Genomic DNA, 20449 nt, shown 5'->3' with positions numbered 1-20449 from the left:
TCCGAGTCCGGAACCCGCACCCGCTGCACTCGCACAGCTCTCCGTCCTGCGTCGACGACACGACCGCACCGAGTGTCCACGACGGGCCTCCGGCGCTGTCCGCTTCAATGACGCAGACGGCACACAGCGAGCTGTTCATAACCACCGGTTGCTGGAACCGACCCGTGGCACTGGCCGGTCGACGGTCCGGGTGAGAACGGCGCGGCTTTGGCTCCTCGTCCTCGGTGGCCCTCTCGGGACGCCTGTGGAGGGCGTGTCAGGCGACGAGCTCGGCGATGCTCCGGGCCGTCAGCCCCAGGCCGAGGAGCAGGGAGAGCGTGACGATCAGCTGCTCCTGGTGCTGCTCCAGCCAGGTCCGCAGGGCGTTCAACCGGGCGTTCGCGATCGCGGGTGCCCAGACCACGTACAACTCCATGACGATCAGGCTGAGTGTGGCCAGCAGGCAGTAGCCGGTCAGTGCGAGCCAGTCGGTGACGGTGGAGAGGTTTGCGTCGACGGCGGTCGCGGCGCCGGCGCCGACCAGTGCCCAGGGCTGCAACAGCCATGCCAGGCCGGCTGCCGTGACCGGGGAGGCGTTGTCGATCCGGGCGGTCCAGCGTGGCGGGCCGTGCGGGCGGGGCGGCCGGCGGTGCCGGTATGCGCCGTACAGCACCAGTGCCAGGCCGATCGCGAGCTTCACAGCGATCGCGGCAGTCGAGGGCGCGCTGTGACTGGCCGGTGGCTGACCGCCGGTCAGCAGCACCACACAGGCGATCACCACCACCAGGTTGGCCAGCCACGACAACAGGAACGCCAGACCCTGGCGAACGCCACGCCGTGACGAGAGCAGCAGGATGAAGGCGCTGTTGTGCAAAGGCCCCAGGCTGATGGCCGTACCGATCACAACCAGGTCGAGGACCATCGGAACAGCCGCTCCCGGGTGTCAGGGCCGCCTGCCACCTGGGGAGGGGCGGACCGGTCGGCAGAGTGAGGCGGTGGTGCTGCGGTGCCGCATCCCGACTTTGCAGGCGGCGGCCGGGCAGGTCAAGCAGGCCACGCCCGCAGGGCGGCACCGGCCTTCCGGCGGGCTCCCGGGCGGCGCCCGGCCTCGACCGCGAGAGCCGCCTTCGATCCAGCCCCTGAGGCTTCGGGCGGCGGCGCTCATGGAAACATGCCTCGGGCGGGGCGGTGCCGACTGCCTCGTACGAACCAGTCGAAGGGGTGCTCACGTGGGGGACATATCGGCCGAGCGGCGTCGCATCCTGCAGTCGCCTCCGCCCGAGCTGGTCGCGGAGGCGGCCGCGAACCCGGGCGGGTCGGTCGCGGTGATCGACCCTGACCTCATCGGTGACCCCGACGGATACGTCCCGGGGGAAGCCGTCCAGGGTGTCTGGCGGGTCGGCGAGGACGGGAAGCTGACCGGCGAGTTCGTGGAGAATCCGAACTACGGCCCGCCCAAGGACGACTTTGCCAAGCTCACGGATTCCGAGCACTGGCTGGGCTGGCTCGGTGGACAGCCGGGCGTTGCCGTGCGCGACTCCATCGCGGGGATCCTGGACGAACAGGTCCCTGGAGCGGTCCTGGAGTGGATGAAGGTGCTCGACGTGCCGCGCTACCTCACCGGAGGCCGCCCCCAACCGGACGACGAGAGCAACATGATCGTCACCCGGGCCGGCCTCGCCCTGTCCTTCGCGCTCTCCGTGACCAGCCCAGGACGCAGACGGGAGATCCTCCAGGGCGTGTTCTCCTGGGTCGCCGTCAGACTCGACCAGCCCGGCAGGCGCAAGGACCAGGTGTGGCTCGACCTACGAGCCGACCTGGACTGGGCGGAGACGGAACTGCGCAACCGGATCTACCGCGTCGGCCAGGCCCCGGCCCCCGGCACCGCCACCTGAAACCCGCCCCGTCCGCATCCCGGAGCAGTGCTTTCAGGCTGCCGCGGCGACGCCGATGCCGATGGTGATGAACAGCCAGCCGGTCGTCAGCTCCCAGCGGTGGCGGACCTTCGGGCGGGCGAGGAACGCCCGTAGCCGCGCGGCCACGGCGACCAGGGCGAACCAGTAGGCGACACCGATGATGATGTCCAGGGTGCCCAGGAAGAAGATCTGCCGCGATGCCGAGCCGCCGCCGTCGACGAACTGCGGCAGGATGCTGAGGAAGTACAGCGCCGCCTTGGGGTTCAGCACATTGGTGAGGAAGCCCTGGGTGAAGCCGGACCGCCACCGGCCGTTGGTCGGTCCGTCCTCCGCCGGAGTTCGCGGGCCGGCGCCGCCCGCCGGGCCCCCGGCTGCCTCTCGCCCGGCGGCCCGCTCACGGGCGGCCCGTCGCGCGGCCCGCAGGGCGCGGACTCCCAGGTGGACGAGGTAGGCCGCGCCCAGCGGCTTGATGGTGTCGTAGACCGCGGGTGAGCGGGCGGCGATCAGCGACAGTCCGACCGCGGCGGCGAGCATGTGCACGCACAGTCCGGTCTGGGCGCCCAGGGCCGCGGCGCGCCCTTTGGCGGGATGCTCGGTGGCGGCTCTCACCACCACGAGGAAGTCCGGGCCGGGGACCACATACGCGACCAGTACTACGCCGAGGAAGCCGACGAGGTCGACCGACATCCGTTCTCCCTTTTCGTTGGCCCCGTGGCCGGACACCTGGTAATCCAGTGGCAGATCGTCATATGCCGCGATCTTGGGGTCTGTCCGTGCTGGGCGGAATCTCGGGTGGCCTCGGCGCGCCATCTGGGTAGGGTCGGGCGGTGCCCGAGTTGAAACGGCTGCATGCCGGCCATGCCCCGGCGGTCCTGGCCTTCGAGCTGGCGAACCGCGCCTACTTCGCGGCCTCGGTCTCCGACCGCGGCGACGAGTTCTACGACCAGTTCACCGACCGGTTCAGCGCCTTGCTGGCTGAGCAGGAGGCGGGCATCTGCGCCTTCTACGTGCTCGTCGGCGAGGATGGCTCGGTTCTGGGCCGGTTCAACCTGTACGACTTGAAGGACGGCACCGCCGAGCTCGGCTACCGGGTCGCGCAGCACGTCGCCGGCCGCGGCGTGGCGACCGCGACCGTCCGGGAGCTGTGTCGGCTGGCGGCCGGGCGGCACGGGCTGCGCACACTGCGGGCGGGCACCTCGCGCGAGAACGTCGCCTCCCAGAAGGTGCTGACCAAGGCCGGCTTCGTCCCGGCCGCCCCGGCCGGCCCGGCCGACCTCGGTAGTAAGCCGGGCACTTGGTATCGGCGTGACCTGACAGTCCAGCCGTAGAGCGCGATTGATCTGGTCGGTGGGACTCGCCGCAGGTGACAGCGGAGATCCTACCCGCCGGTAGGAGCCGTTCGGTGTCGTGGCAGGCCGAATGCGGGCAGATGGAGGGCGGGTTCGCACGGGTGGAACCCCGGTGCCGGGTACGGGACTTGATGCTGAGCACGGGGTCGGTGGTGACGACTCACCGACCTGCGCGAGACCCTCGTCCAGAACGAGCTGGCCGTGGCACTCCTCGGCCGGGGGCCGGAACACCGTGGCTCCACGACCGGCTTCGCGTACGGTGGTTCACCGATCCGGCTGCCCGCGCGATCTCCCGCCCGAGGACCGTGCACACCACTCACGGGTCCTCGTCGCCGACCTGCAGGCAGTCGCCGCCCGCCGGAGCCGCGACACCGAAGTCGTCGGAATGACGGCCGCCCGGCGGCGGAGCGCGTTCGTTGGCCTGTGGGACACCCCGACGTAGGCCTGCGCCGCACCGATCACAAACGCATCGTGCACCCCACGCTGGGCGCCATCGAGCTTGACTGCCACCGTCTGTTCAGCGAGGACGGCCGCCGGCGCCTCCTGCGGTTCACGGCCCCGCCCGGTACCGAGGGCGCCGCTCAGCTCGAGCTGCTGCGCGTCATCGGCACGCAGGACGTGGCGGCGACCGAGGACGCCTCCCGCACCGAAGGCGGCATCCACGCGGGCTGAGAGCCTCTGGCCGCCCCGGAACCGCCCGTGGGACAGCCCCCCTCTCGTGACCATCGCCACACCCGCGCCCGCGGGGCGTAACTCTTCGCGGCCATCGACCTCGGGTTCATCGCCCAGGACGGCGGCGCACCGGACGTTTTCGCGCGCTCCTCCAAAGTCTCCGGCAACGGCTACCGGGAGCCGCCCGACGCAGCGCCCCGTGGATCACGTGTAGGGTGGCATTACCGACGCGGGGTGGAGCAGCTCGGTAGCTCGCTGGGCTCATAACCCAGAGGTCGCAGGTTCAAATCCTGTCCCCGCTACGAAAGGAAGGGGCCCGGCATTGCCGGGCCCCTTCCGCATGCCGCCGAGCCCCTGTCCATCCGACCGGCAGGCCTGCACCCCTTGCAGCCGAAGTCCGGCAGTGCCCCGACCTCAGCTCGCCTTCCATGCCTGGTCCTGCACGTTCCCTCGGTCGGCCTGACGGCTCTACTGCGGTCCGCGGCCATCGAGAAGAGCGTCGTCACGATCGGTCTTCGCGACGGAGATGACCACCCGTACGCAGCAGAACGCGGTCGGCACCGCGGGGAAGCCGGACGATGCGCTGGTGAGTGTGGAGTGCTCCCCTCATTCCAGCGTCCGGGTGGCCGCAGTCGAAACCTCCCCGAGGCGCGACCGCGGTCACCCGAGCGACGGCTCCGTAGCCCAAGCCCGGCGACAGGGGGGTGACGCCGCGGGCGTCAGGGTCGTTGTCGGTGCGTGATCACACCATGCGAGCGGGGTTCGGCCCCGATGGTTCCTCTGCCCCGCGCTGCCGCTCGGACCGTTGCCCGACGGGCCCGGCTGCTGGGGCCGGCCCGCCCGACGGCCCCGCGGGGGCTCCGCGCGGGCGATGGCCTGTGCGCAGGCCGCACGGCTGGAGCGTTGCTGTGATTCCGGCGCAGAGTGAGCGGATCGTGAGGGACGTGCGGGCCGTCGTCGTCGGAGCGGGGTTCTCCGGGATCGGGGCCGCCGTCCGGCTTCGCGAGGCAGGATGTGACGACGTCCTCGTGCTGGAGAAGGGGACACATCTCGGCGGCACCTGGAGGGAGAACACGTACCCGGGCTGCGCCTGTGATGTGCCCTCAACGCTCTACAGCTACTCCTTCACGCCGGATGCCGCCTGGAGCAGGGTCTTCGCCGGACAGCAGGAGATCCTCGCCTATCTGCGGGCGACGGCCGAGCGGTTCCGGCTCGGTGACGTGCTGCGCTGCGGCGTCGAGGTGCTGGGGGCACGATGGGACGGGCCGGCCGGCCGCTGGCTGCTGGAGACCAGCGACGGGCCCTACAGCGCGGCGGTACTGGTCCTGGCCACGGGCCCGTGGCACGTCCCGCGCCGCCTTGAGGTGCCCGGCATCGAGGACTTCGACGGTCCCGTGTTCCACAGCGCCCGGTGGGATCACAGCGTCGACCTGACCGGGCGGCGGGTGACCGTCGTGGGCGGCGGCGCCTCCGCCGTCCAGATCGTCCCGGCCATCGAAGCCCGGGCCGCGACCGTCAACCTCGTCCAGCGCACACCCCAGTGGGTGCTGCCCAAGCCCGATCTGCCGTTACCCGCCGCCTTCAACCGGCTTGTGGACGGCGTCCCAGGCGCTCGCGGTGTCCTGCGCGCCGGTCAGTACGCCCTGCAGGAGGGCTTCGGCTATGCCTTCCGTCACCCGCAGGCCGCCCGTCTCCTCGAGGCGGGGGCCCGCGCACACCTGCGCCTCGCCGTCCGTGACCGGCAGCTGCGGCGGCACCTGACGCCTGACTACCGGCTGGGCTGCAAGCGCCTGCTGACGTCGAGCACCTTCTACCCGGCCCTGTCCCAGCCGCACGTGCGTCTGCGTCCGACCGCCGTGAGCGCCGTACGCGGCAACGAGGTCGTCGGCGCAGACGGCACCACCGTCCACACCGACGTGCTCATCGAGGCAACGGGCTTCCGCGTCGGCGAGCTGCCGCTGGCCAAGACTCTGTACGGCATGAACGGTCAGACACTCGACGAAGCATGGGGCGACGAACCGCAGGCGTACCTGGGCACCACCGTGAGCGGCTTCCCCAACCTCTTCCTGCTGCTGGGACCCAACCTGCTCGGCGGCTCCACGTCCGCGATCACCATTCTGGAAGCACAACTGACGTACCTGGTCGCCGCCCTGGCCCACCTCGACCGAGGCGGCCATCGCGCCCTGAACGTCAGGCCGGCCGCACAGGCCGCGCACAACGACGCCGTGCAGGAGGCGCTCGAGAGCACGGTCTACAACACGGGCGGCTGCACCAGCTACTACTTCACCTCCACCGGGCACAACACCTTCGCCTGGCCGTGGTCAACCGGGCAACTCGTACGCAGCCTGAGCCATTTCGACGCCGACGCCTACACCGCCGACGCACCGGACCGCCGGCTTCCCCTCCCCGCTCAGTCGAGGCCGCAGCCTGGAGACCGTACGGCAGCCGCGAACGCGGAGCAGCCATGACGCGGAGGCGAGCGGCACGGGCCGACCCTCGCCGTCCGGCTTGGTGTCTGAAGTCGTAGGCGCGGCCGAGATGGCCGTCCTCGGTCAGGAAGCCCACTTCGGGTCGGTGCGGACCTTGCCGAGAACGCGTGTGTGCGCTGATGTTGAAACGGGTTCGTTGGATCTTCACGAACGAGTGACCTGCGGCGGCGGGTCTGAGCGGACAAGTCCCAGGAGATTTACCAGAGTTGACGGTGATACGTTCATGGACATGCCGATGGGATACCTGGCGACGACCGCGCTCTTCACCTGGTGCACTTTCTTCGCCGTTGTCGCGCCACGCCGGCCCCGGCCACTGGCGACCCTGAGTTTCTGGTTCGGCCTGGGCCTCAACGAGGTGCCGTTCGTGGGCATCTACGTCTTGGTGGCCTCCACGGCACTGGCCGCCGCCCAAGGCGATCTGAATTCGGCGGGCGCCAGGGTGACGGCCGTGGTGGCCGCCGTCGCCGCCGTCGGCCTCGCTGTCTCCGCCTGGCGGGGCCTGCGCACAGATCAGGTGGTCGGGCGCGCTCTTGAGCAGGGCCTCGGGGCCGGCTGGCGGGATCGTGTGCGCGTACCGCTGCGCCGCCATCGGCCCTGGGCCCGCATCCTGCTGCTGCCGGGCCCGATGCGGCGGCGTGACGTGCAGCGGATCCCCAACATCCGCTACGGGGACGCCGGGCGCCGGAATCTGCTCGACATCTACCGCCGCCGCGACGCACCGCAGAACGGGCCGGTCCTGATCTACTTCCACGGCGGCGGCTACACCGGCGGAGCGAAGAACCGCGAGGCCCGGCCCCTGCTCTACCAGCTCGCCGGCCAGGGGTGGGTGTGCATCAGCGCCAACTACCGGCTGCGGCCCCAGACCACTTTCCCCGGCCACCAGATCGACGCCAAGAAGGTCATCGCCTGGGTCCGCGAGCACGCCCCCGAGTACGGCGCCGATCCGTCGAGGCTGTTCGTGGCGGGCAGCTCCGCCGGCTCCAACCTGGCGTCCCTGTGCGCGCTCACGCCGAACGACCCGAAGTTCCAGCCCGGATTCGAGTCGACCGACACCTCGGTCACCGCGGCGATCTGCCTCTACGGCTACTACGGCCACTACTTCGGCGATCCTCCGGACGAGCCGCCGCCCCCGCTCCAACCACAGGGATACATCCACCCCGGTGCGCCGCCGTTCCTCATCGCCCACGGCACCAAGGACGCGCTGGCGACCGTCGAGGGCGCCCGGAACTTCGTCGACCAGCTGCGCCGCACCTCCGGCAGCCCCGTCGTCTACGCCGAACTGCCCGGCGGGCAGCACGCGTTCGACGTCTTCCACTCCCCGCGCTTCGAGGCAGTCGTGGACGGCGTCGAAGCCTTCGCCGCCTGGGTCCTGGCCGCCTCGCAGCGCACTCCCGACTCAACCCGCTAGGTCGTTTCTGATGGCTCTTGCCGGGTGCTGGCCGGCGCCGCAGGCGGAATCCAGCTCCGGGGAGGAGATCAGCAACAGCCGGCCGGCTCCCTCGGACGCCGTGCGCACCGTCGCCGGCGCATCGGCGAGCGTCGCGATCCGCGGCCCCGCCGGGATGACGCACCGCGCCCACGACACGGTCGGCGGGGTACCGGGCCGGCAGCCGGTCGACGACCAGCCGTCCGAAAGCCCCGGAAGCGGCCGACACGACAATCATGCACAACTCCCTCACCGCGCGGCAGCGCCCGCCGGCATGGCGGTTCGCGCCCTCCCGCCCGAACGTCCGGCCCACCATCGGCGACCGGCGAAACACGCGTCAGAGCCTTTTCGGCCCCCGCCCCGGCCCCGGCCCCGCCCTGGCCTCCTCCTCCGTCTTCGAGGTCGATGCAGATGCCGATGTCGAAGGGGTTGGGACTCGGCTCAGCCCCCGGACCTAGGTCGGTGACCCGATGTGCGCGCGGCCGGAAACATGTTTGGCTGCTGCCATGACCGAATTCAGCGCGACCGAGCGCGCGTACCTGATGTCGCAGCGGCTGGGGCGCCTCGCGACGGTCGACCCGTCGGGGCAGCCGCAGGCCAATCCCGTGGGGTTCTTCCTGCAGGAAGACGGCACGATCCTGATCGGCGGGTTCGCCATGGGGCAGACGAAGAAGTGGCGCAATCTCCGCAAGAACCCGAAGGCCGCACTCGTCGTGGACGACGTCGTGAGCCTGCGGCCCTGGACCGTGCGCGGCGTGGACATCCGAGGAGAGGCCGAACTCCTCACCGGCCCGCACGAGCTGGGTCCGCACTTCAGCGAGGAGGTGATCCGCATCCACCCCAGGCGGATCCACAGCTGGGGCCTCGAGAACTAGGACTTGTCCGGTCGATCATGTGCGGAGCCAGATGGTGAGGGCTGCGGCGGTTGAGGTGCCGAGGTAGACGTAGCGGCGCTTGTCGTACCGGGTGGCGACGGCCCGGTGCTGCTTGAGGCGGTTGATGGCCCGTTCGATGGTGTTGCGTTTCTTGTAGCGCTCTTCGTCGAAGGCCGGCGGCCGTCCGCCGCGTGAGCCTTTGCGCAGACGGGCGGCCTGACTGTCGGCTTTCTCGGGGATGGTGTGCCGGATGCCGCGGCTTTGCAGGTACTGGCGGCAGGGCCTGTTGCTGTAGGCCTTGTCGGCTGCGACGCTGTCCGGCTTCTTGCGGGGCCTTCCCGGCCCCGGCTTCGGGACGTGAATCTTCTCCAGGACCGACTTGAACTGGGTGCAGTCCGCTCGCTGGCCTGGTGTGACGACCAGCGAGAGCGGGCGGCATCGGCCGTCGGCGCTCAGGTGGAGTTTGGTGGTGAACCCGCCGCGCGAGCGGCCCAGGCCCTCATCTCCAGCACCACCTCCACCAAGCGGGCGACGAGGCTCTGCCACGGCGTTTCGCCCTGGTGTTCTGGGACTCCGTCCCCCTTTGAAGCGGGGGCCGGCGGCGGGTCGGTGCGGGCGCCGGCCGCGTGCTGATGAGCCCGCACGATGGTGGAGTCGACCGAGATGTCCCAGTCGATCTCACCCGCCGCGTCAGCTGCGGCCTGGACCTTCTGGAGCAGGCGCTCCCATGTCCCGTCACCCGACCACAGTCGGTGGCGTTCATAGACGGTCTTCCACGGCCCGAACCTTTCGGGCAGGTCACGCCACTGCACGCCTGTCCGAACCCGGTGCAGAATGCCGTCGATCACCTGCCGATGGTCCCGCCACCTGCCACAACGCCTGTTGCTTACCGGCAGGAACGGCCGCAGCCGTTCCCACTCGGCATCCGTCAGATCACCCCGGCCCATGTCTACATCAACGACCCGGACAAGGAAGTAGTCACATGATCGACCGGACAAGTCCTAGCCGCACCCCCCTCCTGAGGCACGGGTACCGCTCGTGTGATGCTGGCGCAATGACCGATCAACCCGAGGTTGTCATCGTCCGCTGGCCAGGTCAGGGCCCTGCATCGACCCGGCCGGCCGAGCTGCTGGCGGCCTACCACCTGCGGACGCAGGCCGAGAAGGGCGCCGCGGTCGTCGATGTGGACGCGCTGCCGGACCGCTACCGGACAGAAATCCGCGACCCGCGGGCCGCGTTCGCCGACGACACCGTGCTGATCGCGCTGAGCGGCGACACAGCAGTGGGCTGCGTGGTGCTGACCGCCCCCGCCGACGGACGCTCAGAGATCAAAAGACTCTGGACGGACCCGGCGTTCCGCGGCCGCGGCATCGCGTCCGCCCTGATCGGCGCCGCGCTCGCGCACGCCGCGGGGAATGGCGTCGGTACGGTACGGCTGTCGGTATGGGAATGGCGGACGGATGCCATCGCCCTGTACGAACGGCTCGGCTTCACCGTCGCCGAGTCATGGGAGACCCGGGACCGGCTGTTCTGCATGGAGCGCACCGTGTGAGAGACGACTGCCGCAGGGCGCCCCTTGCCACCGGCACACCGGACGCCGCCACCCGCACCGAACGCGCAAGACCGCGCCGCCCGTCGCGCAGGTCGCGCAGCGCCTGACGCATCCGTACGCCCGCCCGGCAGGGAAGACGACTGCAGGGCTCCCGTTTCGTGCATCCCCCGAACCGGGACGGGAGCCCGCCCGGTCGGTGAAGGGGGCGGGAATGCCGGCCCGGTCGGCTGTGTTGTGCAGGACGTGGTCGTGAAGGGGGAAGGGGACAGTGTCCCCGGGCCTCACCTATTGCCTGCGGGGACGATCGTCCGGCTGAAGCCCCGCAGAGCCTTTCGCCGCGCAGGCGACCGCCCCTTCACGACCGCACCCTTCGTCCCGGCCCCGGCAAGTCGCCTCCTGGCAACGGACATTGACGGGTGTGAGCAGGCTGCGCGTCTACTACAGGGCGGTGTGGGCCTTGACTGGCGCTGAGGTGGAGCACCACCGGGGAGCGGTCTGACACGTCGTTGCCGTGCGCGTGAGTGCTCAGCACGGGCAACCGGCTGCAGGTGACCTGCTCGCCCAGGCGCAGCGCGGGGAGAAGATCGACCCCCGCGCCTCCGCTGCCGCGAGATCACCCGGCCGACCTGCACCACGGACGCCACCGCCCGCAGACCGTCCCTGCACGCTCCCGGAGCGTGACCGGCACCGCATGACCGGCACCGTATGACCCACCCCCGGAGCCGGTGTGACGGAGGCCATAATTCCTGTTGGCCGATCTTGGAATGCGTGGGCATGTGCCACCGCTGCACTGCTTGTGGGCCTTCCCTGCCTTGGGGGGCGTACCGGGCAACGGTGGCCGGCGCGAATGGCCACAGGAGCAGGACATCTCGTGGTCCCGCCTGCTCCGCCACGATCCGGACCGCCGCCCGCGAAAGGTACTTCCGCTCCATGCCTCTGGCCCTGCTGGCCCTTGCCCTCGTCGCGTTCGGTATCGGTACGACCGAGTTCGCCACGATGGGGCTGCTGCCCCAGATCGCCGACGGGGTCGGCGTGTCCGTGCCGCACGCCGGCAACATCGTCTCCGCCTACGCGCTCGGTGTCGTCGTCGGGGCCCCGCTCCTGACGGGCGTCGGCGCGCGCATCGCCCACAAACGACTCCTGCTCCTGCTGTCCGCCCTGTTCGTGATCGGCAACGTCGCGTCCGCCCTCGCACCCGGCTTCGGCCTGCTGTTCGCCGCACGCTTCCTGGCGGGCCTGCCCCACGGAGCACTGTTCGGCGTGGGCGCCGTCGTGGCCTCCCGGCTGGTCGCCCCCGAACGAGCCGGGCGGGCCGTGTCCAGGATGTTCCTCGGACTCACCATCGCCAACATCATCGGCGTCCCGGCCGGCACGGCTCTCGGACAGCAGCTGGGCTGGCGCTACGCCTACTGCGCCGTCGCCGTCATCGGCCTCGTCGCGCTGGCCGCGCTGGCCGCCTTCGTCCCCCATCAGCCCCGCAGCAACCAGGCCGGCATCCGGCACGAACTGCGCGCCATGGGCAACAGACAGGTCGCCCTCGGTCTGGCCACCGCCGTCGTGGGATTCGGCGGCTTCTTCGCCGTCTACAGCTACCTGGTGCCGATCCTGACCCACCTGACGGGCCTCTCCGACTCCTCGACCACCTGGGTCCTCGCCCTCTACGGCACCGGAATGACGCTGGGCACGCTCATCGCGGGCCCGCTGACCGACCGCGCCCTGCGCCCGACTCTGTACGGGGGACTGGCCCTGCTCGGCGCGTCGCTCGTGACGTTCTACTTCACGGTCCACAGCACCGTTCCCGCCCTGGTGACACTCGCCTTCATGGGCGCGATGGGCGCCCTCGTCACCACACCCGTGCAGATGCTGCTCATGGCCAAGGCGAAGAACGCCCCGACGATGGCGGCGGCCTCCAACCACTCCGCCTTCAACCTGGCCAACGCCGGCGGCGCCTGGCTCGGCGGCCTGGCCATCTCGGCCGGGTGGGGCTGGGCCTCGCCCGCCCTGGTCGGCGCGACCCTCGCCGCCGCCGGCCTCGCCCTCGCCCTCCTCGCAGGCTTCACCGACCGCGGGACCGGACCCTCCGAAATGGTCACTTCATCGGCAGCCGAGACCCCGACCGAAAATCCGACCGAGGCGCGCCAGATCCCGACGGCCTGACAACGCGTGCACGGTGGCGCGGCACCGGGCCAGGAGGCCACAACGAGTCCTGGCCCACGGGGCCGTGGGGCAAGAGGTCCGCACAGCAGAGGGACCCCGGCGCAGGAGCCCCCGGATCGAAGAAGCCGAGATCAGCCACGGGCACCGAGCCGGTCACGGGGATCCGGTCAGAGCACCGACAGCAGGGTGGCCACCATGGTGACAACCGCGCAGACCGTGAGGGTCAGGCCCAGACAGCGGAGCCGCAGTTGCCGGTAGCGGTGTTCGTACTCGGCACGCAGCGCCAGGCTTCGGGCGGCGATGCGCTCGAGGTCCCGTCGGGCGCGTCGCAGCCGGTCGGCAGCGTAGTGGCCTTCGATCTCCGTGCGCTGCGACGTCGTCAGCCACTCCATCGGCCGGACGAACTCTCGCGCACGCTGCTCCGCTTCCGAGATCTGGGCCTGCCACAGCAGGTATCCCTCCACCGTGTTGCCTAGTTCGCTTGCGGCTCTCCGCTTCGGCAGGCCGTTCACCGGGTGCCTCGGCCGGTCAAGCGCGGACGCCGTGGGCCTCGGCCTCGGCGATCGCGATATCGGGGTGGTGCAGGTCGAACGCCGGGGATTCACTGCGGATCCGCGGCAGGGTGAGGAAGTTGTGGCGCGGCGGCGGGCAGGAGGTGGCCCACTCCAGGGAGCGGCCGTAGCCCCACGGGTCGTCGACGCCGACCGGCTTGCCGTACCTGGCGGTCTTCCACACGTTGTAGAAGAACGGCAGCATCGACAGGCCCAGGACGAACGAGCTGATCGTCGAGATCGTGTTCAGGGCGGTGAAGCCGTCGACGGCCAGGTAGTCGGCGTACCGGCGCGGCATGCCCTCGGCGCCCAGCCAGTGCTGGACGAGGAAGGTGCCGTGGAAGCCGACGAACAGCGTCCAGAAGGTGATCTTGCCGAGGCGCTCGTCGAGCATCTTGCCGGTGAACTTCGGCCACCAGAAGTGGAAACCGGCGAACATCGCGAAGACGACCGTGCCGAAGACGACGTAGTGGAAGTGCGCCACCACGAAGTACGAGTCGGACACATGGAAGTCCATCGGCGGCGAGGCCAGGATGACGCCGGTCAGACCACCGAAGAGGAACGTGACGAGGAAGCCCGTCGCCCACAGCATCGGTGTCTCGAAGGACAGTGAGCCCTTCCACATCGTTCCGATCCAGTTGAAGAACTTCACGCCCGTCGGCACGGCGATGAGGAACGTCATGAAGGAGAAGAACGGCAGCAGCACCCCGCCGGTGACGTACATGTGGTGCGCCCACACCGTCACGGACAGACCGGCGATCGAGATGGTCGCGGCGACCAGACCCATGTAGCCGAAGACCGGCTTGCGGGAGAAGACCGGGATGATCTCGGTGACGATCCCGAAGAACGGCAGGGCGATGATGTAGACCTCTGGATGGCCGAAGAACCAGAAGAGGTGCTGCCACAGCAGGGGCCCGCCGTTGGCCGCGTCGAAGACATGGGCGCCGAACTTGCGGTCCGCCTCCAGGGCGAACAGCGCGGCCGCCAGGACCGGGAAGGCCAGCAGGACCAGGACACCGGTCAGCAGGACGTTCCAGGTGAAGATCGGCATCCGGAACATCGTCATGCCGGGCGCGCGCATGCAGATGATCGTGGTGATGAAGTTGACCGAGCCGAGGATGGTGCCGAAGCCGGAGAAGGCCAGACCCATGATCCACATGTCGGCGCCGAGACCCGGGCTGCGGATCGCGTCCGACAGCGGGGAGTAGGCGAACCAGCCGAAGTCGGCCGCGCCCTGCGGGGTGAGGAAACCGGCGACGGCGATCAGCGAGCCGAACAGGTAGAGCCAGTAGGCGAACATGTTCAGCCGCGGGAAGGCGACGTCCGGCGCGCCGATCTGGAGCGGCATGATCCAGTTCGTGAAGCCGGCGAACAGCGGCGTCGCGAACATCAGCAGCATGACCGTGCCGTGCATCGTGAACGCCTGGTTGTACTGCTCGTTCGACATGATCTGGATGCCCGGCCGGGCGAGCTCGGCGCGCATGAGGAGCGCCATGACGCCACCGATCAGGAAGAACGCGAACGACGTGGTCAGATACAGCGTGCCGATGGTCTTGTGGTCGGTGGTCGTCAGCCACTTCACCACGATGTTGCCGGGCTGCCTACGCCTGACCGGTAGTTCGTTCTCGTACGAGTCCTCAGCTGCCTTGGCACCGTGGGGTTGGGGTTCGTCGAGGATGCTCACAGGTCGTCCGTCTCTCGATGCGCGCGGTCCGCTCACGCCATGCCGTCAGTCACGCGCCATCCTTGCCGGACGAGGGGCGGCGTCCACGCCCGGAGCAGTCAACGGGCGGCCGATCGTGTGACCGAGACACCCGGACGGAGCAACCATCCCTCCGCGCGACCGTCGAAGAACGCGTCGACGCCGTCCGGACCTGCTCGGACGCAGGCCGGTGCGGGCGCGATGACACGCAGCCGACCGCTCGGCTCCGGGTCGAGCCACACCTGGCCCGCAGTTCACCGCCACGCGTCCTGGCGCCCCCGCTCCCACGCCGCGACAGGGCTCCTGGACAGCTCCGGCTGGCAATTACTGGCTTCGGGCCCGCTTGAACGTCATGGGCACTCGTGCCGGCGGTTCCGCCTGACGCTGATCTACTGGGGGAATGCGCCGGCGAGGCGACGGCAGTTCACGGTGTATCGCCGGCATCGCGTTCGGGTTGGTCCGCGCGGGTGTGGGCGTGGGCCGCATCGCGCCGGCGTACCACCGCGAGCACCAGGAACGGGTCGTGTCGGCGTGTATCGCCGAACACGGTGTCGAGCACTGTCCGCCTGTGCGGACCGCCGCCGTCACCAAAACAGCCGAGCGGCAGGGAATGTTCGGGCACATGCTGAACATGTATCTCGACGGGCTTCGGAACCGGCGTTCGAGATCTGGCCGGACTGGAGTGAGCGGCACAGCTCGGAGGCCGTCGTTGCCGACGCGCAGGGCGAGGTGTGGGCCTGGCAGGAGAGCGTGCACCACCGGTGGAACGAGCTGTACGACTCATCGGTGCGCTGGACACTCGTCCATGTCGGACTGATCCTGGTCGGCGGCTGGTTCGTACTGCACTTCGGGAGCGAGTTGCTGATCGAGGGGCCCAGTCGGTACACCGAACCGGCCGAGCGGTTGGTCGCCACGTACGGCGGGGTGCGCATGGCAGGGATGGCGGGGATGGCGAGTTCACCGGTTCGCCCACCCTGAAGATCCGCCCTCGCGGGCGAGCCGTGAATCCACCGACCGTGGTGTTCCCGGCCGCCGGCCCGCGCTGCGCCGCTCCGGCGGCCCATTCCACGACGGATTGCGCGAACTCCTCCGGCACCTGCTGGGCAGCCGGCGAAGATCCACCGATGAGTTCCGCCGGCAGCGCCGGTCTACCACGACGTACGCCACCGAGACGCCGACTGGAGACCCACCATGACGAATCCCGCGCACCCCGGCCGCATGCTGTTCGTGAACATCCCCGTAGCGGACCTCGAACGCAGCAAGGCGTTCTTCGCTGAACTCGGGTTCAGTTTCCACCCGAACTTCACGGACGAGACCGCCGCCTGCATGCTGGTCGGCGAGCAGGCCTTCGTCATGCTGCTCAGCCGTGAGAAGTTCGCGCAGTTCACGAAACTGCCGATGGCCGATCCCGCCACGCACACGCTGGCGCTGTACTGCTTCAGCGTGTCGTCCCGGGATGAGGTCGACACGGTCAGCGCCGCAGCACTCGCGGCGGGCGGCTCCGAGGCGGATGGCGCCGAGGACTACGGCTTCATGTACTCGCGCAGCTTCTTCGACCTCGACGGCCACGGCTGGCAGGTCATGTGGATGGACCCGGCGGCGGTGGAGCAGGGCCCCGAGGCGTTCGCGGCCGCCACGCAGGACGCCGACGCCGACGCACACGCCTGACCTACCACCGCGTAAGGCACGTGGTGGGGCGGCATGCTGCGGACGGCGGATCGGCTCACGCTCCTGGTACTCGGCACAGTGGCTGTCGGCGGGCCGCCCCTCCCCGGGGAGCAGGGCTGCACATGACGATGTTGATCATTGCGCCCAGTCGAGGCCAGAGGTCGGCCGAGTGGGTTTGTAGGTGAGAGTTGAGGCCAGATGTTGTTGGGTTCTGACTCAAGTGCTGTCGGCGACAGTTGATGTCGGTGAGTTTTGACTCCACCGGGGGGCCTTGCGGTGGGAGTATCTCGGAGTGCATCAGCTAGCCCTGGGTGGCTCAAGTGCCGCTTTAGGGGGTCGAGTTGTACGCGGCGATCCGCCATGGCGCTCGGTTCGAAGGGCTGTCCAGCAGGGCTTTGTCGGCCAAGTACGGGGTGGGCCGCAGGACGGTCGCGATGGAGCTGGAGTCGGTGTGGCCGGCGCCTCGCAAGCAGAATCCACCCCGGATCTCGCGCCTGGATCCGTTCAAGGCGACGATCGACCAGATCCTGCGGGATGACCTGGACGCGCCGCGCAAGCAGCGGCACACCGTCAAGCGGGTCTTCGACCGGCCGATCGACGAGCACGACGCCCGGGGCGTGACCTACTCGATGGACGGCGCCTACATCGCCGTGCGGCGTCCGGAGATCCGGGTGGAGGAGGGTCGGGGGCCGCCGCAGGCGTTCGTGCCGCAGACCCACCGCCCAACATCATCGAAGCCGGCACCGACTCCTACCGTCTGGCCGCCACCCGCGCCCGCGCCGAACAGCAGGCCGCCCGGCCGCCGCGGGCGGACGAAGGCGGCGCCGTCCTACGGGGTCGGGCACGTCGGCGCCCTTTTGCCCGTCCAGGTGAGCCCAAGGCTTCGGCTGACGAGTCCGCGGCGCCGTCCCGAGAGACGCAACCGCTCAGATCGCCTCCTATGCGACGGGAATAGGGCGGCGGTAGGTACGCTCGCGCCATTGCTTCGCCTCCGGATCCCACGTGAAGGCGACACGGTATCCGTCTTCACGTACCGTCGCGGCGATCCAGTAGCCGTCGTGGTCCCAGCGGATCGTCGCGGTCGTGCCGGGGCGCCGATCGGACTCGGTGAGCGGTGCATCCGCGGCGCACAGCTCTGGAAGCTGAGCAAGCGCCTCGGGTTCGACGGCTACCTTCATCTCGACCAGCCACCCGTCCTCGGTACGCAGGTGGATGAGATCCACGACGTCGGCAGGATCGTCGAGACTCGCTCGCGCCTGTCGATGAATGAACCGGTGCATGATTTCACGCGTCCCCGAGCCCATCCCCTTGGCCAGAGCGTTCCCGAAGTAGGTGGAGATCGCCTGCAGGAACGGCGTTGCTGTCATCGTCGCGACGATGAGCACGATGTCCGACAACTCGGCAGCGGGTGATGCGGGTTGGTCGCTGCCGGGTCTGTCCTCGGGAAGTTCTGGTGGCTCGTAGGTGCGTTCGCTGCTCATGATCCCCTGCTTGATCGCCGACACTTGTCACTCGTCGAGCACCCAGGGTATTCAGGGCCGTCTCCGATGCCTCGCGCTCACGCGAAGTGTTACCGCCTCACGGTGCTCGAACTCGCCCTGCCCGGGATGCGACTGCGTCAGATCAGTCACAACGTATCTCTGTCGTCGGGCCGTTCGGCGCAGACCGGCGCGATGCCCCCGGCCGGTGCAGGGCCATCTTCAGGGGCCGGCACATCAGCGCGCCGAGGAGGCTGATGCTGACCAGCACGAGACCTGTGAGCGGGGCACCTCCTGTGGTGAGGCTCCAAGTGGCGAGCAGTGGGGCGGCGGCCGCCGGGTACACCCACCTCAACCTCGACGGCACCGTGATCCGCACCGACCGCGCGGCCGCCTCCGGCCCAACAAAGCTGACCTCTGGTGGTCCGGCAAGCACAAGCAACATGGCGGGAACGTGCAGGTCATCGCCGCTCCGGACGGCTGGCCGCTGTGGGTCTCCCCGGTCCGGCCGGGCCGTGAACACGACACTGCCTGCGCCCGTGCCCACGGCCTGGTCGACGCCCTGAACCGGCTCGCCGCCACCCTGGGCATCCCCACCCTGGCCGACCCCGGCTACGAGAACGCTGCCGACGGCCTCCGCCATCCCGTCAAGAAGCCCAAGGGCGGCGAACTCATCGAAGATCAGCGCACGTTCAACGTCGCCATCCGCGTCATCCACGGCGTGGCCGAGCGCGCCAACGCCCTGCTCAAGGTCACCTTCAAGGCCCTGCGCCGGGTCAGCCTCGACCCCAAGGCGATCACCCGGATCGCCCGAGCCGCCCTTGTCCTGCTCCAACTCGAACACGGCCGTACCGCATGAAAGTTGATCACAATCTGTCACGAGGCGTTTCCGAGAAGGGTTCATTGTGCTGCACAGCCTGGACACCCGAGGGGCGATCCGGCTGCGCTGCCCAGCGGCCGGGCGTCGCCCTCGGTGAACTGTTCGCGCCGCGGCCGACTCTGCCCCCCCACACCACGTCGCTCCGGACCACCGCCCGCTGTGATCAACCTTGCCGACAGCCGCACACGCGCCCCGCACCTCAGCCGACCCCGCGGATTTCGCCCCATGGCTTACCCGACGCATCACCTGCGGACGGGATGCACTCGCGAGTTCCAGAGTTCAGAAACACGATCTGCCCCGGCACGGGCTCAATCCGTCGCAGCGGGCCCGCCAGGAGAGCGACACCACTGACCAGCAGCATCACGAAACTGCGGACAGAGCCTTGAATTCCCCCGCTCTGGCGTCGGCCAGACCTGCTCGCCCGGTTCCCCCTGTCGATGCCGACGGCAGCCCGCCCTGCTGCCGGCCGGCGAATGGACGGCTTGGTTGGATGACCCCATGACGGATTGGTCGCAGTTGAAACACGCGTACGGCACCGCCGAGGACATTCCGAAGCTGTTCGAACGGCTTGGCACCGAGCCCAACGACGAGGCCTGGAACGACCTGTGGTCACGGCTGTGCCATCAGGGGAGTGTCTACTCGGCGAGCTTTGCTGCCCTCGCTCTCCTTGCCGATCTGGGAGGCGAGACGGACAAGGACGGCGACAACGCACTGCTCCTGGCCGGAGCGATCGCCGCTGCTGCCGATGAGGAGACCCTCGATCGGCACGACACCCTGATCGAGCGACTGCGGACTCTGGCCCACGCCCGGATCCGCCGCCCCGCGGAGCCCGCCTCCTACGTCTATCTGCTGCAGACCGTTATGGCGCTTGACGCTGTTCCCGTCTGGTCCTCGGCCCTGGAGGGCTTGGTCGACGGGACGATCGCGGTGTTCTGCCCCGCATGCGAGAGGGGGGTGTTCGTCTCCCTCTGCGAGGCCGGATACTTCTCCGCCGTCGGCGACTGGGAGCCCGGCGATCCGGATGGCTCGCCGCTTCGCGCAGCCGAGCCGGACGACTTGTCGGGCCCAGCGCGCGTGCTGTACGACGCGGCCGGCGAGGCCGGTGTCGACACGGTCGCGCTCGCCCTCACCTACCTGTTCGGTGAGGGAACGTGCGGTGAGTGCGGCGCCGAGTTCTCGATCGCCGAGCAAGTCGCCGAGCAGTACTGACACGCCTCGCGAGCAGGCGGGCCAGCGATCGCCGCCTGCCCGGCGCCCGCCCCGGGGAAGAGAGCGACCCACCGGCTCTGGTCGGCGGATCCCGACGCGCTGCGCTCCGGGATGCTTCCCGACGACGACGCATGCCGTGGTCTGGAAGCCGAGTGGCACGACAGCGTCGAGGTGGTCGACTGTGGTACCAACCTGGAAAGGATCTCCTGCCCACAGTGCGTTTCGCAGCTCACCACAAGATGGTGGGTGGCGGCCGTCTCGGAACGCTACGACGAGGGCTTCGCGACGCCGCTGGGGTTGGTTCCCTGTTGTGGTGTCGAAACGTCGCTCAACGAGCTGGTGTACGACTGGCCGATGGGGTTCGCGCGATTCAGGATCGAGGTCTTGTATCCCGACCGGGGACGGCTGACCGACAAGGAACTGGCCTCCCTCACCACCGCGCTCGGGCATCCCCTACGACAGATCCTCATCCATATCCAGGGAATTGCTGCCTGGCGTACAGGCGGCACCGGAGCTCCTGGCCGTGGGGAAGGCATCGCGCACCGG

Annotated in this window: 17 protein-coding genes, 1 tRNA gene and 1 pseudogene; 13 read left to right on the top strand and 6 right to left on the bottom strand. The window is 69.5% G+C overall.

All coding sequences use genetic code 11. From position 1 onward, the window contains the following. Positions 1 to 256: 256 nt before the first annotated feature. Complete coding sequence (locus tag OHU34_RS01840; protein WP_142270510.1) at positions 257 to 901, bottom strand: GAP family protein; 645 nt, start codon at positions 899 to 901, stop codon at positions 257 to 259. 307 nt (positions 902 to 1208) lie between these two features. On the opposite strand from OHU34_RS01840, the gene OHU34_RS01835 reads away from it, so the two are divergent. Further along, the gene (locus OHU34_RS01835) at positions 1209 to 1874 is read left to right on the top strand and encodes a hypothetical protein (protein WP_142270511.1); all 666 of its coding nucleotides are present in this window, start codon (positions 1209 to 1211) and stop codon (positions 1872 to 1874) included. Positions 1875 to 1907: 33 nt separating this feature from the next. Here the strand turns inward: OHU34_RS01835 and OHU34_RS01830 are convergent, their stop codons facing one another. Beyond that, a complete protein-coding gene (locus OHU34_RS01830) occupies positions 1908 to 2582 on the bottom strand; it encodes a LysE family translocator (RefSeq protein ID WP_142270512.1) in 675 nt (224 codons plus the stop codon). A gap of 140 nt (positions 2583 to 2722) precedes the next feature. Between OHU34_RS01830 and OHU34_RS01825 the strand changes: the two genes are divergently transcribed. The 6 genes from OHU34_RS01825 to OHU34_RS01800 all read left to right on the top strand — a co-directional run bounded on the left by OHU34_RS01825 (position 2723) and on the right by OHU34_RS01800 (position 8706). Continuing rightward, positions 2723 to 3223, top strand: a complete 501-nt coding sequence (locus OHU34_RS01825; protein WP_142270513.1) for a GNAT family N-acetyltransferase — start codon at positions 2723 to 2725, stop codon at positions 3221 to 3223. A 222-nt stretch (positions 3224 to 3445) separates the two neighbouring features. Beyond that, complete coding sequence (locus OHU34_RS01820) at positions 3446 to 3916, top strand: hypothetical protein (RefSeq protein ID WP_160160081.1); 471 nt, start codon at positions 3446 to 3448, stop codon at positions 3914 to 3916. A gap of 228 nt (positions 3917 to 4144) precedes the next feature. After that, positions 4145 to 4218 (top strand) — tRNA-Met (locus OHU34_RS01815). A 633-nt stretch (positions 4219 to 4851) separates the two neighbouring features. Beyond that, positions 4852 to 6384 carry a flavin-containing monooxygenase gene (locus OHU34_RS01810; RefSeq protein WP_405764219.1) on the top strand — a complete coding sequence of 511 codons (1533 nt, stop codon included), beginning with the start codon at positions 4852 to 4854 and terminating at the stop codon, positions 6382 to 6384. A gap of 250 nt (positions 6385 to 6634) precedes the next feature. Next, positions 6635 to 7813, top strand: coding sequence for an alpha/beta hydrolase (locus OHU34_RS01805; RefSeq protein ID WP_405764218.1), 1179 nt, complete (start codon positions 6635 to 6637; stop codon positions 7811 to 7813). A gap of 524 nt (positions 7814 to 8337) precedes the next feature. Next, positions 8338 to 8706 carry a PPOX class F420-dependent oxidoreductase gene (locus OHU34_RS01800; RefSeq protein ID WP_142270516.1) on the top strand — a complete coding sequence of 123 codons (369 nt, stop codon included), beginning with the start codon at positions 8338 to 8340 and terminating at the stop codon, positions 8704 to 8706. A 15-nt stretch (positions 8707 to 8721) separates the two neighbouring features. Here OHU34_RS01800 and OHU34_RS01795 read toward each other — a convergent pair. Then, positions 8722 to 9653 (bottom strand): IS5 family transposase gene (locus OHU34_RS01795; protein WP_405764216.1). Its coding sequence is split into 2 segments (ribosomal slippage): positions 8722 to 9315 and positions 9318 to 9653, totalling 930 coding nucleotides; the frame shifts between segments, so codons are not numbered across the junction. Positions 9654 to 9760: 107 nt separating this feature from the next. On the opposite strand from OHU34_RS01795, the gene OHU34_RS01790 reads away from it, so the two are divergent. Together OHU34_RS01790 and OHU34_RS01785 are read left to right on the top strand one after the other, a co-directional pair. Next, positions 9761 to 10258 (top strand): GNAT family N-acetyltransferase, encoded by a 498-nt coding sequence (locus tag OHU34_RS01790; protein ID WP_405764215.1) that lies wholly within the window; start codon positions 9761 to 9763, stop codon positions 10256 to 10258. 930 nt (positions 10259 to 11188) lie between these two features. Then, positions 11189 to 12415, top strand: coding sequence for an MFS transporter (locus OHU34_RS01785; protein WP_230196809.1), 1227 nt, complete (start codon positions 11189 to 11191; stop codon positions 12413 to 12415). Positions 12416 to 12582: 167 nt separating this feature from the next. Here OHU34_RS01785 and OHU34_RS01780 read toward each other — a convergent pair whose 3' ends face one another. Together OHU34_RS01780 and ctaD are read right to left on the bottom strand one after the other, a co-directional pair. Further along, positions 12583 to 12879, bottom strand: coding sequence for a cytochrome C oxidase subunit I (locus OHU34_RS01780; protein WP_405764213.1), 297 nt, complete (start codon positions 12877 to 12879; stop codon positions 12583 to 12585). 64 nt (positions 12880 to 12943) lie between these two features. Beyond that, positions 12944 to 14650: a cytochrome c oxidase subunit I gene (gene ctaD, locus OHU34_RS01775; RefSeq protein ID WP_405764212.1), complete on the bottom strand. Its 1707-nt coding sequence runs from the start codon at positions 14648 to 14650 to the stop codon at positions 12944 to 12946. 768 nt (positions 14651 to 15418) lie between these two features. Here ctaD and OHU34_RS01770 point away from each other — a divergent pair. Together OHU34_RS01770 and OHU34_RS01765 are read left to right on the top strand one after the other, a co-directional pair. Next, positions 15419 to 15646: a hypothetical protein gene (locus OHU34_RS01770; protein ID WP_405764211.1), complete on the top strand. Its 228-nt coding sequence runs from the start codon at positions 15419 to 15421 to the stop codon at positions 15644 to 15646. Between the two features lie 213 nt (positions 15647 to 15859). After that, entirely contained in the window at positions 15860 to 16336 is a 477-nt protein-coding gene (locus OHU34_RS01765) for a VOC family protein (protein ID WP_200840135.1), read from the top strand. Positions 16337 to 17274: 938 nt separating this feature from the next. On the opposite strand, the gene OHU34_RS01760 is transcribed toward OHU34_RS01765, so the two are convergent. Next, entirely contained in the window at positions 17275 to 17841 is a 567-nt protein-coding gene (locus OHU34_RS01760; RefSeq protein ID WP_405764209.1) for a hypothetical protein, read from the bottom strand. A 296-nt stretch (positions 17842 to 18137) separates the two neighbouring features. Between OHU34_RS01760 and OHU34_RS01755 the strand changes: the two are divergent. Together OHU34_RS01755 and OHU34_RS01750 are read left to right on the top strand one after the other, a co-directional pair. Then, positions 18138 to 18673, top strand: a pseudogene (locus OHU34_RS01755) (transposase family protein); the annotation flags it as partial. Between the two features lie 519 nt (positions 18674 to 19192). After that, entirely contained in the window at positions 19193 to 19903 is a 711-nt protein-coding gene (locus OHU34_RS01750) for a hypothetical protein (RefSeq protein WP_405764208.1), read from the top strand. The last annotated feature ends 546 nt before the right edge of the window (positions 19904 to 20449 follow it).

This window comes from Streptomyces sp. NBC_00080 (assembly GCF_045041255.1).
In the GTDB taxonomy this organism is placed as follows: domain Bacteria; phylum Actinomycetota; class Actinomycetes; order Streptomycetales; family Streptomycetaceae; genus Streptomyces; species Streptomyces coriariae.
Note: the sequence above shows the minus strand (reverse complement) of the source record. Positions and strands in the feature narration are given on the sequence as shown.

Bases quoted from the DNA above. Each gene is read 5' to 3' on its own strand.
- OHU34_RS01840 (WP_142270510.1), bottom strand. From the start codon at position 901: ATGGTCCTCGACCTGGTTGTGATCGGTACGGCCATCAGCCTGGGGCCT.
- OHU34_RS01830 (WP_142270512.1), bottom strand. From the start codon at position 2,582: ATGTCGGTCGACCTCGTCGGCTTCCTCGGCGTAGTACTGGTCGCGTAT.
- OHU34_RS01805 (WP_405764218.1), top strand. From the start codon at position 6,635: ATGCCGATGGGATACCTGGCGACGACCGCGCTCTTCACCTGGTGCACT.
- OHU34_RS01800 (WP_142270516.1), top strand. From the start codon at position 8,338: ATGACCGAATTCAGCGCGACCGAGCGCGCGTACCTGATGTCGCAGCGG.
- OHU34_RS01790 (WP_405764215.1), top strand. From the start codon at position 9,761: ATGACCGATCAACCCGAGGTTGTCATCGTCCGCTGGCCAGGTCAGGGC.
- OHU34_RS01785 (WP_230196809.1), top strand. From the start codon at position 11,189: ATGCCTCTGGCCCTGCTGGCCCTTGCCCTCGTCGCGTTCGGTATCGGT.
- OHU34_RS01765 (WP_200840135.1), top strand. From the start codon at position 15,860: ATGACGAATCCCGCGCACCCCGGCCGCATGCTGTTCGTGAACATCCCC.
- OHU34_RS01750 (WP_405764208.1), top strand. From the start codon at position 19,193: ATGACGGATTGGTCGCAGTTGAAACACGCGTACGGCACCGCCGAGGAC.